This is a genomic window from Streptomyces sp. NPDC002845 (assembly GCF_053591955.1).
Map to the genome: position 1 here is coordinate 51,457 of NZ_JBSFUU010000056.1, position 13,636 is coordinate 65,092.

Sequence of the window (13,636 nt, forward strand, 5' to 3'; positions counted from 1 at the left end):
GAGCGACGCCCTGTTGCCGAACAGTCACCCGCGATAACCTGCACATGTTCTGTGTGGCACAACCGCAGCACACCAACGAGACACGAGGGGCACGAGGGGACTGTGGAGCGGGGCGACGTACAGGGGCACTACGAGGAACTGGCAGCCGAGTACGACGAGCACTGGGTCTACGGCCCGGACTACGTGCCCTGGATGTCCGGCCGGATCTCCGAGGCGCTGCGGCTCCGTCCCACCGATCGGATCGCCGATATCGGTTGTGGTACGGGCCTGTTCGCCAGTGAAGTGGCCCAACAACTCCGGCCACAGCATCCGATCCTTTGCGTCGACCCTTCGGAAGCGATGCTCCGTCGGCTCGGCACGCCGCCTCCGCCGACCCTGGCGCCGATTGCCGCGTCCGCCGAGGACATCGCCGAAGGGCGCGCCGACCTGCCGTACGAACGACTCGACGCGATGTGGCTCAAGGAATCGGTGCACCATGTGGCCGATCAGGCGCGCACGCTTCGCGGTCTGGCCGACCGGCTGGCGTCCGGAGGACGGCTGCTGGTGGTGATGCTCCCGGCCACCATCCAGTACCCGCTGTTCCAGGCGGCTCTCGACCGCTTCGAGGAGTTGCAGCCGGACCCCGCCAACATCCAAGGGCACTTGGGCGCGGCCGGACTGGAAGCCGGTCTCACCCACGTCGAGCATGAACTGTGCATCGACCGGGACAAGTACTTCGGCATGGTGCGTGCCCGCTACATGTCGCTGCTGTCCACGTTCAGCGACAGCGAGATCGAGAAGGGCATCGAAGAGATGCGGGCCGCGCATCCGGAGCCCGTTCTGGTCTTTCCCGACCGGTTCGCGTTCGTCCTTGGGCAGCGGCCTCGGGAGGGCGAGTGAGCGCAGTGGTCGACGAACGGCTGCGGCGCCTGCGAACTGAACTCGACGACCACTCCCGGATCGCCGACCGATTAGGGCTCGACCTGGAGCGGCCGCTGCGGTCCCTCAACGACGGCTATCCAGAGAACGCGGTTGCCCTGGTCGGGAAACTGACCGAGAAACTCCTCAAGGAGCTGTGGCGCCATCACGGCATCGAGGGTGACCCTTCGACGAAGGCGCTGAACGACCTCGTCAAGCGCTGCCGTCCCCACATCCGCAGTAGTACGGTCCTGGACGCGCTCGACGACATCCGGCGGCTCCGCAACCGGTCCACGCACGACGGATACGACATCAGCGACGAGGACGGGCTGCTGGCGGTCCGCAGGCTCGTCGACGTACTGGTCTGGTTCACCGACACCGGGAGCGCGGCGCTGCTCGGCGGCGAACCCGGCATGGCCCCGGAGGTGGCTCGCCGCTGCGAGTTCCTCGCCGGGCTGTACGTCACCCTGGGCTACCGGCAGGTGAAGCGCTTCGTCCTCAGCCCGGACACCGTGTACCAGCTGTTCTGCCGCGAGTCGGGCATACGGCTGGAGTACGTGGAGCTGATGCTTTCCCAGGACGCCGACGACCTGAGTGCCGTCCTCGCCTCCAGTGGTGGCGAGCTGCTGCGCACCCGGCTGCCCAAGCTCACCCGGTTCGTCGTCCTGGACGACCGCAGCGGCGGCGGGGCGGCGTCCGGAGAGCTCGATCAGCTGCTGGGCCGGGACTTCCGGATCGTGCGCTACGACGGTTTCGTCGACACCATCGTCAAGCTCGACAACCACCTCGCCCCTCTCACCTCCGCAGTCCCCCCGGCGGAGCCGCGGGCCACTGTCACCGCGGCGATGCTGACCACCGACCCGCGTACCGGCGACACGCAGGTGGTGCAGTCCGGGGACGCGGCGGAACTGCTCGCCCGCCTCGCACGCGGCAGTGCGAACGCGCTGGTCACCGGTCGCCCCGGAAGCGGAAAGAGCACGCTCCTGCGCGCGCTGGCTGCCGACCCGGAGATACGCCGCTTCCGCTTCTACTTCGACCTCGGTCTCAAGCCGAAGGACGAACCGTTCTCCGAGTACGCGGCCCGCCTCCTGGCCCCGGCCATGACATCAGCGGACCGCTCCCGTGCCTACGACCTCTTCCTCTACCTGATCCGATCCGGAACCGCGCTGTGCGTGCTCGATGCCGTCGACGAGGGGGTCGAGGAATCGAGCCCCGCAGGATTCCTGCGGCTCTTCACCGATCTCGCAGCGGTTCTGTCCGCCGAATCGGCGGTGGTCATGAGTTCCCGGGTGTCCTTCCTCGCGGACTCCCCCCAGGTGCGTCAGCTGCTGGACAGTGGCGCCGGCCGCTCCGAGCAACTGGTCGAGCAGATGTACGCGAACGGCCTCGACCCGGCACGTGTCCCGCACTTCCACGTCGTACGTCTGGCCGAGCCCGAGGCGACTCCTCTGGAGAAGCGCCTCACCGCTGCGCTGGACCTTTCGCCGGGGCAGACACTGGCGGAACTCCTCGGCGCGCATGTCACGCGGACACTGGCCGAGCGTGGGCAGCCGGAACTGGAGCGGAGACTGCCAGTCGTGTTCGGACGGGCGTTCCTCACCGACCGTAGTGTCCTCTCCCTCCTCGATTTGTTCCGGCAGCTGGGCGCCGACGCCTTCATGGGCGGGCGCCTCGATCTCGACGCCTGTGTCCTCGCACCGCTGCTGCGCCCTGCGGGGCCCGATCACGCCGCCTTCGTGCGCACGGCGTACCAGGAGCTGCTGGCCGCCCGGCATCTCGCCGACCCCGGGGCCCGGAACGCAGCAGCGGACATTCCCGGCGGTGCCTTCCTCACCGAGCAAGTGCGCGCCTTCCTCGCCGGAATGCCCTCCGCTCCGGAAACCGACGACTGCGTGCTGCCCGCCGGGGCGTACCTGGTCGGCCCGGCCGAAAGGCTGCTGATCCGCCGTGTCCAGCGTCCCGTGCGCTTCGACCGCCATGCCGTCACCGTCGCACGCTACCGCCGTTTCCTCGACGCCCTCGACGCGGACGGCACCTCACGATGGGACCACCCGGACCAGCCCGCCCGCATCACACACCGCCCGATGACCGACCGGTTGGCGCGGCCGGACTACTACGAGAATCCCCGCTACGACGCCCACCCGGCCGTCTGCGTCTCTTGGTGGAGCGCGTTCGCTTTCGCCGCCTTCGAAGGCAAGCGTCTCCCGACCGCGCTCGAATGGGAAGCTACCGCACGCGGCACCGACGGGCGGCTGTTCCCGTGGGGCGACACAGCCGACAGCACCCGCGTCAACTGCGCCGACTCCTGGGTCGGCCATCCTGTCGTGACGTACCAGGCGTGGTACCGGGACTTCGCGGGCGACGCCCTGCGCCGGGCCGGAGCGACGGCCGTCACGGAACGCCCTGGCAACCGCTCACCGTTCGGCGTCCTCGACATGGTGGGCAACTGCTGGGAGTGGACATCCACAACCCTGGCCGACCCCGGCGCGGCCGTCATCTGCGGCGGCAGCTACGACAACCCGATGCGCGCGGTGCAGGCCAGCAGCAAGGGCGTCTACCGGAAGAACGGCGGGAGCAACGCGGTCGGTTTCCGATGTGCGCAGGACATCGACACCAGCGGAACAGAGGAGACGACAGCATGAGCGGCGGCGGACCGCGCCACGGAACCATCGTCGACACCCGACCGACCGGCGGAGGGCCACGCGGTGCGCTCAGCACCTACGTCGTCCGGGACGACGAGGACGAGCGGTACTTCGGCTTCGACTACCGGCAGATCGTGACCGAAGGATTCCGGACCATCCGCACCGGCGAACGCGTCCGCTTCCACATCAGTGCCGAGAGCCCCGACCGGGCGGAGTTCGTCATCCGCCTCGACCAGCCCGACCCTGCCGAGTACTACCTGTGACCGCCGAAGTGCCGCTGCTCGACGAGGTCACGGGGGCGCGCCAGGAGCTGACCGTCGTCCTGCCCGCGCGGATGCTGCGCGTCCCCGACTGGCCCGAAGGTCCCTTCCCGTTCGAGCTGGGCAGCCGCCGCACCGACGCCGCGACCCGGTCCACCTACTTCGCCCCCGCCTCCGCACGCGCCCTGTACGGAGCACCCGGACGGCCCTGCCGCTGGCACCTGCCGCAGGACGTCAAACACGGCAGGCTGCATCTGCTCGGCATCGAACTGCTGCACGCGGCCACGGCCCGCAATCCCGAACACGCCTTGGCAGTACTGCACTTCAGCGTGGACAGACCGCTCCTGCCGGTGCTCCGGGCCCTGGCAGGCCGACGATCGAGAACGGTCGACGAACCGCTTACCGGGCCCGTCGACCCGGCCGCGCTCCTCGCCGGGGTCGCCGACGTCCGTGCCGTCGGCGCACCGTTCGCTATCGCCCGGCCCTACACCGTCGCCTTCATGGCGCCCTCGGAACAGCACACTCCCGTTCTCCGCGACGGCGCTCAGGGAGTACTGCCCGGCACCGCGGACAGCTGGCTGTGGCAACTGGCCTCACGCTCCACACCGGAGGACTTCCCCCTCCCGCCGGAGACCGCCGACGAACAACTCAAGGACGTCGTACGGATCTCGGCGGACTGGAGCGCCTTGGTGCTGCGGCAAGGGACCGCCTTCGTCGGCCACCGGCCCGACACCGGTGCGGGTGACTTCTTCGAGTTCGGGGCGCTGCACTCCCGTACGGTCTATCTCGACGCCCTGCTCCTCGGCTCCCTCCAGCGCGATCACATCGACGAACTCACCGACGATCTCTCCGCGGTGTTCGACTCCTCACGACTGGTACGCCGCGTCTCCGCCTTGGAGAAGAACATCGCTGTCTTTCGCAGCACCTACTGGCGACAGCACCTCACCGCCCACGGCCCGGCGAACGAACTGCTGCTCGCCTTCCAGCACCAGCACCGGCTGCCCGCCCGCTTCAACGAGATCCTCGCCGAGGCCGCCGACTACAGCAGGCTCGTGCAGACACAGGAGAGCCAGCAGATCAGCGGGGCACTGGGCGTGCTCACCATTCTCGGCTTGCCACTCGGCACCGCTCTCAGCGTTCTTCAAGTGCTCGGTGACGACTCTGCGGCCCATCTGCTCATCGCGCTCGGCCTGTCGGTCGCGGCCACGGCAGCGGCCCTGACCACTCGGTACGGGCGCATGGTCCTGTCGTCGCTGCGCGGCGGTGGCAGTGGGATGTAGGCCACACGCTTGAGTGTCACGTCGTCAGGAAGCCAGCACGCCTCGGTGTCGGAGACGAACCGCGCCCTGCACCTGCCACACCGATGAACCTGGGCGCTGGTACGTCGTGGTGTCCCAGCTTCCTCTGGGACACCACGACGTGAAACGCCCTGATTCATCTGGCCACTCTGGGCAGGCAGTCGGCGCGCTTACAGAAGCGGCGTCGCCGACCAGTGCCCCGGCATCACGCACACACTGCGAGTGGGTCTGCCGCACGGCCCCGGCGGACCCACTGCGGCACAGGTCACGGGCAGGAACAGCACGGGACGGGCGGACCACTCGACACGCGTGTCCCCCGAGGACGCGACGAACGCGTACGGCTCACCGGCCCTCAGGCGCATGACCGCTTCCCACTGGCCATGGTCGAGCCAGCGCAACGCCCGCTCGGTGTCCTCCGGGTCGAACGCGGACAGCAGGACCCGCACGGCAAGCCGCATCCACACCAAGGCCTGCTCCGGGGTCCCGGCCGCACTGGTCCGCATCCTCGCCCCGCCCTCACCACCGTCGCCCGCCGCCAAGTACGCGACGAACTCGCACCACCAGCCGACGCGACCCACGGACGCGGGGCGATGCATCACGCTGCGCCGCACGACTCCCCTTGTGCCGCGCCAGGGTTGGCAGGGGCCGCCGCTTCTCTGCCGTTGACGGTCAGGTGGGCCCAGACCGTCTTGCCGGAATCCCGAGCGCGTACACCCTAGTTGTCCGACAGACAGTCGACGATGACCAGTCCGCGTCCGCTGACGTCCTCGGGGTCCGCGTCGCACTTCTTGGGCATCTGCCACTGGTAGGAGTCGGAGACTTCGAGGATCAACACGCCGCTTCGGCGCCGTAACTCGACCTCGAAGAACTCGCCGATGCCCTTCGCGTGCTGGACGGCGTTGGTCGCCAGTTCGCCCGTGATCAACTCGGCGTCGTCGGCGAGTGCGGCGAGCTTCCACTGGGCCAAGGTCGCCCGGACGTGACGTCGAGCGAGCGGTACCGAGTCTCTGCGCAACCGGAATCTTCTGCTTTGCGTGCGCCCGGACATGCGTCCTCCTGGGTCTATGGACACGCGGAACCAAGGTCACCCCCTGCACCCAGATAGGAGCGGGGTGTAACGCAAGAAACGTAGCGTGGGATGTAAGTCATCCGCAATAGAATCTCTAATGCAAGATTGCAAGTTACTTAACGTGGCAACGTGCTGGCGGTCACAGTTCGTTGCCGTGCAGACTGGACACAGCAGAGAGGGGGCAACATGCCATCAGGTGGGCGGCCCACGGTCCGTAGTCGACGGCTCGGCTCCGCGCTGCGCAGGTTCCGCGAAGGCCTGCGGCTGGACCTGAAGGACGCGGCTGAAGCCGTCGGATGCTCAACATCCAAGATCAGCCGTTTGGAATCCGGCCAGTCAGCGGCGCGCGTCGGGGACGTACGTATTCTCCTGGATCTCTATCAGGTCGAGGACGCTGAACGGCGCGCCCAACTTGAGCACTTGGCACGTCAGAGCAACAAGCGCGGTTGGTGGGTGGACTACCAGACCACGATCACAAGCGAGTTCGCCGACTTCGTGACCCTTGAGGCGGATGCCTCCCTCATCCGTACATGGCAGAACGTGTTCGTCCCTGGGATCTTGCAGACTCCGGCGTACACCCGCGCGCTCATCGAAGCCGGTCCGTTGGTAGTGCCCGAGGAGGACATCGAAGAGATCGTCAAGATCCGGCAAGAGCGTCAGCGGGCGATTGAGGAGACGGGGGCGTTGTTCGCCGCTGTCATCTGGGAACCCGCGTTGACGTCCCCCATGCCGGATCGTTCGGCGCACCTCGAGCAGCTTGAACAGATCATCCGGATCGCCCAGCAGAAGAACACGACGATTCAGGTGCTGCCACAGAGTGAGTGGGGGGCGGCCAGGATCGCGGGGCACTTCGTCACCTTCTCGTTCGGCAACGAGTCCGCGCCCGAGGTTGTGGCGATCGACAGTCTGAACAACACGGTCATCATCGAGGATGCAGACGAGTTGGCCAACTATGCGTACGTCTTCGACGCGCTTCGATCAGCTGCACTGACCCCCGGAGACAGCCTCGCCTATCTCCGGAGGAGAATAAGCAAGATCTCTCAGGAAGAAGAGGAAGAGTGAGCAAGAACCGGGACGTTGTCACCACCTTCAGGAAGTCCTCGGCGTCACAGGGCGCGAACACGGACTGCGTAGAGGTGGCGCACACTGCCGACGGGGGCCGCGCGATACGTGACAGCAAGAACCCCAGCGGACCAGTCCTCTTCTTCGCCCCCTCCGAATGGAAGGCGTTCACCGCTGGCGTCAAGGGCGGAGAATTCGACGACTGAACGAAACGGCTCCACATGAGCGACGCCGAAGGGCGTTCGCCCTCATCCCGGGCTCGGACCTGAGACACACCACAAGCCGTGAACCCGCGTACGAAGTGCCCCGCTGGACGATTGGCGGGGCACTCGGCTGCACTGGGCCCACGAGTCGTCAGAGGTCGTCCAAGCCCTCCTCGTTGCGGATCATGCGCCACGCCGCGCGGCGCGCGCTGCGGTCGAGGTTGGATTTGAAGCTGCGGTCGGCGCCGAAGTAGCGCTTGCCGAGAGTGTCGATGGTGGAGACGTGGTCCATCATGTAGCCGTTGAACGCCTTGTCGAAGACGACGCCGAAGTTGTCCTCGTCGTTGACGACGGCGGCGGCGCGGACCTTCGGGTCGTTCTTGGCCGCGTTGAACGCCGGGAGGACGTCTTCCTCGGTGAAGTCGGTGCCGAACTTCGCGTTGAACTTGTCGATGAGTTCGGACAGGAGGGACTTCTCCGCCTCCTTGGCGCCGCCCGCGCCGTCGCTGAAGCCCTTGAGTTCGGCCGGGCCTTCAGGGTTGAGGGAGACGTCGTGCTCGCCGGTCTTCGCGACGCGCAGGTGACTGAGGTCCACTTCGCCTATGTCGACACCGCCGTCGGCGCGTCGGGGGAGCCGGTTGAGGAGGTAGCGGCCGTAGAGGTGGAGCCGCTCCAGGTCGGGGTCGTGGTACGGCACGATCTGGGCGAGGAAGCCGTACTTGCGAACGTAGTCGTTGAGGTTCGCGCGGAAGTCCTCCGCCGTTTCGACGTCATCCTCCTCGTCGGTCTCCAGCAGCGCGGTGAAGCGGATGACGGCGGGGGAGAGGAGCCGGTACAGCTCGGCGTGCAGCTTCTCCCACTTGGCCTGTGAGCCGCCCGCCTTCTCCTTGGCCGCGAAGTACGCGGTGGCGAACTCGTCCATGTCCTGCTCCGAGATGATCGGCGCGGACATGACGCGGCTCTGGACGGTGTAGAGGAGGTTGGGGTCAGAGGGGAGTGTCTCCGCCTCCTCGAAGTACGGGCGGAAGGCGTCCTTTATGTCCTCGGCCTCGTTGACGAAGTCCAGGACGGCGAGGTCGGCCTGGGACTTGCGTTCGGCGGTGCGGTTGAGGCGGGAGAGGGTCTGGACAGCGGCGATACCGGTCAGGGCTTTGTTGACGTACATCGTCGTGAGGAGCGGTTGGTCGAAGCCGGTCTGGTACTTCTCGGCGACTACCAGGATCTTGTACTCCTGCTGCCCTTTGCCACCGGCCTTCACGGCCTTGTCGTCGGCGCGGGTGTACGCGAACGCCTTGGGCAGCGCGCTCTCCGACAGCCCGCCGTTCTCCTTGACCTCGGTGGTCTCCTCGTCGTCGATGGTGAGGGAACCGGAGATCGCGACGAGGACGCCCAGGTCGGGGTACTTGGTGTCGTACGCGCGGTCCTTGATGTAGCTCTTGATGGCGCGGGCCATCTGTACAGCTGAGTGCCGCGAGGCCGTGACGACCATCGCCTTCGCGCGTCCGCCGAGTCGGCCGCGGGTGTGGGGCACGAAGTGCTCGACGATGACCATGGCGTGCTGGGAGACCGTGTGCTCGTGGGTGAGCGCGAAGCGGGCGAGCAGGCTGTTGGCCTTGGAGGGGTCTACCTCTTTCTCGTCCGGGTTCTGGTTCACCAGCTTCCAGTAGGTGTCGTACGTGACGTAGTGGCGCAGCGGGTCGAGGATGAAGCCCTCCTCGATGGCCTGGCGCATGGAGTACGTGTGGAAGGGGCGGTAGGCCGCCTTGCCGTTCTCGGTGTCCTCGGTGCCGAAGAGTTCGAGGGTCTTCGCCTTGGGTGTCGCAGTGAAGGCGAAGTAGGAGAGGTTGGCGGCTTGCGAGCGCTCGATGGCCTTGGCCTTGAGCTTGTCGGTCACGGTGACGCTGGTCGCGCCCGCGTCCTCCGAGTCGGAGTCCAGGCCGAGGTCGCGGAGGGCGGACTTGACGGCGGTGGCGGCGTCGCCGGACTGGGAGGAGTGCGCCTCGTCGACGACTATCGCGAAGCGGGTGCCCTTGATGTCGGTGGGGTTGCGCTTGATGTAGTCGAGGAGCGCCGGGAACGAGTGCAGGGTGACCGTGACGATCTTGCCGGTGTCGCGGGAGAGGGCTCGGGCGAGCTGTTCGCTCTTCGCGCCGTGCTTCCCGTCGATCTTCACGACCAGGCCGTCGGTCTGCGAGAAACTGCCGACCGTTTCGCGTAGTTGGGCGTCCAGGTTGCGCCGGTCCGTGATGACGATGACCTTGTCGAAGACGGGTTCGCCGGGCGTGATGCGGTTGGCGGCGAGTGCCTCGGGGGCGAGGGCGCGGGGGTCCGCGTCCGCGTGCAGGTCGCTGAGGCGGTGGGCCAGCCAGCCGATGGTGTTCGACTTGCCGGAACCGGCGGATGCCATGACAAGGTAGTTCTGGCCGACGCCGTGGGCTGCTGCGTGCGCGGTGAGCTTCTTGACCACGTCCCACTGGTGGAAGCGCGGGAAGATCGTGGACTTGGTCGTCCCGCCGCCGGGTGTCTTGCGCTTCTGCTGGTGTGCGAAGCGCTGGAGGAGGTCGAGCCAGTTGTCGCGCTGCCAGACCTGTTCCCAGAGGTACGAGGTGGCGTACGTGCCGTGGGCGGTGGGGGGTGGATTTCCGGCTCCGCCGGGGCGGCCGGGGCCGTTCGAGCCCGTGTTGAAGGGCAGGAACTGGGTGCTCTTGCCGCGCAGTTGGGTCGTGACGAAGACCAGGTCCGGGTCGACGGCGAAGTTCGCGATGACGCGTCGGGTGAAGATCAGCTCGGTCGGGTCGCGGTCGGTCCGGTACTGCTCCTTGGCGTGCTCGACACCCTGACCCGTGAGCGGGTTCTTCAACTCGGCCGTGGCTACCGGGATGCCGTTGAGGAAGAGGGCCAGGTCGAGGCGGTGGCCCCAGTCCGCCTGTTTGGTGGCGTAGGGGAGTTCGCGGACCACCGTGAGGCGGTTGGCGCGGTAGCCGTCGAGGACGGAGTCGTCGGAGATGAGGTTGGGCTTGAAGTAGGCCACGCGGAGCAGGACTCCGCGGTCCTTGACGCCGTTGCGGAGGACGTGGAGGAGGCCGTCTTCGGCGATGGCTCGGTCGAGGCGTTGGGCGAATCCTCGCTGGGCCTCGTTGGGGTCGCCGTAGACGGTGCGGAGTTCGTGCCATTCGTCGGGCTGGGTTTCGCCGAGGAAGGTGTAGAGCTCGTTGGTGTCCAGGCCGAGGTCGGGGCGGTAGTCGATGGGGTTCGCCTCGCGCCAGCCGCGCTCGGTCATCGCGGTGACGATGGCATCACCGAACACGCTCTCGGTATGGATGTCGGCCATCAGCGGTGCTCCGTCCCGGTCAGGAGATGGGTGACGTCTCGGTGGAGCTTGTCGAAGGAGTGTGAGTTCGCGCCGGCCAGGGCGAGGTCCATCGCGCGCTCCTGGCTGTCCGGTTCGGCTTCGCGGGCGTCCGGCTCGGCGGGCGACAACTGGTCGCCGCGCATCAGGCCGCCGACCGTGGACAGCCCCTTGTCCAGGATGCGGCGGGCGACGGCGTCCGCCGGGCCGACGACGGTCGCCCCGTCGCGGATGGCTACGACCTTGACCCAGTCCGGGTCGAACTCGTCGCGGTCCAGCAGATCACCGCTCTGGGTCGCCACGATCACCTGGACATGCTCAGCGGCCTCGGTCAGGGCATCGAAGATGACGCCGGCGGCTGAGGGATGCAGCCCGAGCTCGGGCTCGTCCACACAGACGAGCGAGGTCCACCCGTTGAGGGCATCGGGCTGGAAGAGCGCGCCGAGGAGTCCGGCTGCGCGGAGGGTGCCGTACGAGAGCTGACCGCCGTCGAAGGCGGAGACCTCGCCGGACTTCTCGTCGCGCAGGCGGAGTTGCACGGTCGAGTAGGAGTCCAGAGGGCGTTCGTCGAGGCCGACGGCGCCGGGGACGATCGCGCCGAGATAGGCGTCTACACGTGCCTTGACGGTGGGGTGGGTGGTGGCGAGGGTGCCGAGGACTTGGCCCAGGTTCGACGCGTCGGGGAGGAGTGTCTCGCCTGAGGTGGTCCGCTGTGGTTCGGCGATCCTTGCGGGATCGGGGGTGTAGAGCTCGATGGACGTGAGCGCCTGGAGGATGCCTGCGGATGTCTCATCCGTCGCGGAGGCGTTGCCGAGCCACAGGTCGGTGGCCATGATCGGGCCGATCATCGAGTTGCCGTCGAGTGACGTGACCATGTCGTCAGGGCCGCGCTGAAACCCTCGGGGGGCGGCGTCTCCTTCGCTGGTGGTCACCTTCAACCACTCCGCGTCGACGGCGATCTTCTGCCGGACGCGTGCCGCTTCGCGGATGAGGCGGAATCCGTACGTGGCGGTGACTCGGGTCCGAGGGGCCTCATCGTCCTCGGACGGGCGTGGGCGGAGGGCGAGCTCTACCTCGACGGAGAGTGAATCCGCGATCCCGGCCGCCGTGGGGTGGTGGAACACAGCGTCGGCGCCGCCTCGTTCCTGCACGGCTTGGAGCGGGCGCTCCATGAGGCATTGCCGGAGAAAAAGCAGACTGTCGAGGAGGTTGCTTTTCCCTGCGGCGTTGAGCCCGATGAGTACGTTCAGCGGACGGAGGGCCACGTCGACGTCTGCGATCGACCGGAAGTTCTTGACGCGCAGACGCGTGACGAAGGGCACGGCGGGGGCCGTATCCGTCATGAGCCAGCGGTTTGCGCGGTCGGTCGAGTTCATGGTGCGTCAACTCCTCGACCGGAGGCGGTGGAGACGTCGAACTGACCGGTTACGGCGGCGGTGATGAGAGCCTGGCGGCGCTCGGCCAGCAGACTGAGCTGGCGTTCGAGGGCGTCGTTGAGGTGCTCGCCTGCGGCGTTCACTTCATCCATCTGCCTTGCGATTCTCCGCTGACGGTCTGGAGGGGGACACGGGATCGACAACCGGAGCAGAGTGCTGATGTTCACACGTGTGAAAGTGCTGCCGACCTGCAGAGATCGTAGTTCCCGCAAGGCGACCGTGTTTAGCACGTAGCTCAGGAAGAGTTGGTCCTGATCAGGGCTTGTGATTCGACACACGTCCTGCCCCATCGTAAACGGGGCGCCTGTGTCAACATATGCGGCAACCCCAACTGAGGCATTCCGACTGTAGACGATGTCACCGTGGCGGGGACGCCTCAAGTCATCGGCCAAGTCGAGGTAGTCGTTTTCGCTGACGAAGCGATGCGCTCTAGAAAGGTCCAATCGCCCTGGCGATACGTCCCCTGGGCTGACTACCGGATAACCGCTCTCAACGTATTTCGGCGTTCGGTGTTTACAGTCGATGACTTGCCAACGTCGCTTGAGTGGAAGAACAGTCCAGCCATCTGGAACAGTCCGAATCCAAGGGTTTCCTGATGGTGTCGGGTGGTGGTCAGTCCCTGTTGCTAGTTGTTCGATGGTGCGCCGTGTGCGTTCGCCAAGGAGGAGGCAATGACGTTCCCTCAAGGCGATGATCTGGTCGATCCGGGCAGTTTCAGCATCGAGGAAGTCGGCGATGCGGCGCTGCTCCTGCAATGGGGGGAGAGGGATGCGAACCTTGGCCAAGTCCTCCCAGTAGAGCCGCCATTGCGCCGGGCGGATGCCCTTTGAGCGTGACTTGAACTCACCGATAAGTGGAGCGGACCTCAGCAGGTGGTGCAGGTAAGGAGAGTGAACTGGCCGTACGATCTCGCATACCAGGTAGTCAGGGCTCACAATTCCTTCGTGCCTGGACACCCCAAGGGAGCCCTGCCACGCCTTCATCTTGTTGACGACGAGATCACCCGCCTTAACTAGTTGATAGCGAGATAGATCGGCAGGGGTCTTGTTGTGGTTGTCACTCCGCGAACCCTTTGGAATGACACCGTGATCTCGGTATACCGACAGGACCTGAGAACCTGCGAAATTCGTCCTCTCCACGGGGCGAAGAACATACCTGAGTGGGATTACAGGGTCTTTCGTGGTCACTCCGTCACCTCCGCCAACAACCCCTGAATCTCCGCCTCCAGCGCCTTCAACTCTGCGTCGACCTCCGCCAACGGTCGCGGCGGCTCGTACGCATAAAAATGCCGTGTGAACGGAATCTCGTACCCCACCTTCGTCTTACACGGCAGCTGTAGTTCCGACGTCTGCACTGGTCAGCGCCTTGCCGGGGTGGGTGAGGGCATGAGGACGGCCACCGCGATCATGAACGTTTGTGA

At 66.5% G+C, this 13,636-nt stretch carries 11 protein-coding genes; 6 read left to right on the forward strand and 5 right to left on the reverse strand.

The annotated features are described in order from the left end of the window. Positions 1-192: 192 nt before the first annotated feature. The 4 genes from ACWD3C_RS32635 to ACWD3C_RS32650 are packed head-to-tail and all read left to right on the forward strand — an operon-like array spanning position 193 to position 5,079. Positions 193-879 carry a class I SAM-dependent methyltransferase gene (locus ACWD3C_RS32635; RefSeq protein WP_451149780.1) on the forward strand — a complete coding sequence of 229 codons (687 nt, stop codon included), beginning with the start codon at positions 193-195 and terminating at the stop codon, positions 877-879. Then, a complete protein-coding gene (locus ACWD3C_RS32640) occupies positions 876-3,539 on the forward strand; it encodes an SUMF1/EgtB/PvdO family nonheme iron enzyme (protein ID WP_451149781.1) in 2,664 nt (887 codons plus the stop codon). Before ACWD3C_RS32635 ends, ACWD3C_RS32640 begins: the two co-directional genes overlap by 4 nt. Continuing rightward, complete coding sequence (locus ACWD3C_RS32645) at positions 3,536-3,802, forward strand: hypothetical protein (protein ID WP_451149782.1); 267 nt, start codon at positions 3,536-3,538, stop codon at positions 3,800-3,802. Before ACWD3C_RS32640 ends, ACWD3C_RS32645 begins: the two co-directional genes overlap by 4 nt. Continuing rightward, positions 3,799-5,079 (forward strand): hypothetical protein, encoded by a 1,281-nt coding sequence (locus ACWD3C_RS32650; RefSeq protein ID WP_451149783.1) that lies wholly within the window; start codon positions 3,799-3,801, stop codon positions 5,077-5,079. Before ACWD3C_RS32645 ends, ACWD3C_RS32650 begins: the two co-directional genes overlap by 4 nt. Before the next feature lie 188 nt (positions 5,080-5,267). Here ACWD3C_RS32650 and ACWD3C_RS32655 read toward each other — a convergent pair whose 3' ends face one another. Both ACWD3C_RS32655 and ACWD3C_RS32660 read right to left on the reverse strand, forming a co-directional pair. Beyond that, on the reverse strand, positions 5,268-5,708 hold the full coding sequence (locus ACWD3C_RS32655; RefSeq protein WP_451149784.1) for a hypothetical protein: 441 nt from the start codon (positions 5,706-5,708) through the stop codon (positions 5,268-5,270). Positions 5,709-5,812: 104 nt separating this feature from the next. Beyond that, on the reverse strand, positions 5,813-6,112 hold the full coding sequence (locus ACWD3C_RS32660) for an ATP-binding protein (RefSeq protein WP_451149785.1): 300 nt from the start codon (positions 6,110-6,112) through the stop codon (positions 5,813-5,815). 183 nt (positions 6,113-6,295) lie between these two features. Here ACWD3C_RS32660 and ACWD3C_RS32665 point away from each other — a divergent pair, with 183 nt between their 5' ends. Both ACWD3C_RS32665 and ACWD3C_RS32670 read left to right on the forward strand, forming a co-directional pair. Beyond that, positions 6,296-7,228, forward strand: coding sequence for a helix-turn-helix domain-containing protein (locus tag ACWD3C_RS32665; RefSeq protein ID WP_451149786.1), 933 nt, complete (start codon positions 6,296-6,298; stop codon positions 7,226-7,228). Then, on the forward strand, positions 7,225-7,434 hold the full coding sequence (locus ACWD3C_RS32670) for a DUF397 domain-containing protein (protein WP_451149787.1): 210 nt from the start codon (positions 7,225-7,227) through the stop codon (positions 7,432-7,434). Before ACWD3C_RS32665 ends, ACWD3C_RS32670 begins: the two co-directional genes overlap by 4 nt. A gap of 148 nt (positions 7,435-7,582) precedes the next feature. On the opposite strand, the gene ACWD3C_RS32675 is transcribed toward ACWD3C_RS32670, so the two are convergent. Genes ACWD3C_RS32675 through ACWD3C_RS32685 form a run of 3 tightly spaced genes read right to left on the reverse strand, consistent with a single transcriptional unit; the run spans position 7,583 to position 13,199 of the window. After that, a complete protein-coding gene (locus tag ACWD3C_RS32675; protein WP_451149788.1) occupies positions 7,583-10,762 on the reverse strand; it encodes a type I restriction endonuclease subunit R in 3,180 nt (1,059 codons plus the stop codon). Continuing rightward, complete coding sequence (locus ACWD3C_RS32680; protein ID WP_451149789.1) at positions 10,762-12,156, reverse strand: AAA family ATPase; 1,395 nt, start codon at positions 12,154-12,156, stop codon at positions 10,762-10,764. The genes ACWD3C_RS32675 and ACWD3C_RS32680 overlap by 1 nt, the downstream gene beginning before the upstream one ends. Further along, entirely contained in the window at positions 12,153-13,199 is a 1,047-nt protein-coding gene (locus ACWD3C_RS32685) for a restriction endonuclease subunit S (RefSeq protein ID WP_451149793.1), read from the reverse strand. Before ACWD3C_RS32685 ends, ACWD3C_RS32680 begins: the two co-directional genes overlap by 4 nt. Between the last annotated feature and the right edge of the window lie 437 nt (positions 13,200-13,636).

Excerpts from the sequence above, each read along its gene's own strand:
- ACWD3C_RS32635 (WP_451149780.1), top strand. The coding sequence starts at position 193 with ATGTCCGGCCGGATCTCCGAGGCGCTGCGGCTCCGTCCCACCGATCGG.
- ACWD3C_RS32645 (WP_451149782.1), top strand. The coding sequence starts at position 3,536 with ATGAGCGGCGGCGGACCGCGCCACGGAACCATCGTCGACACCCGACCG.
- ACWD3C_RS32675 (WP_451149788.1), bottom strand. The coding sequence starts at position 10,762 with ATGGCCGACATCCATACCGAGAGCGTGTTCGGTGATGCCATCGTCACC.
- ACWD3C_RS32680 (WP_451149789.1), bottom strand. The coding sequence starts at position 12,156 with ATGAACTCGACCGACCGCGCAAACCGCTGGCTCATGACGGATACGGCC.
- ACWD3C_RS32685 (WP_451149793.1), bottom strand. The coding sequence starts at position 13,199 with ATGAAGGCGTGGCAGGGCTCCCTTGGGGTGTCCAGGCACGAAGGAATT.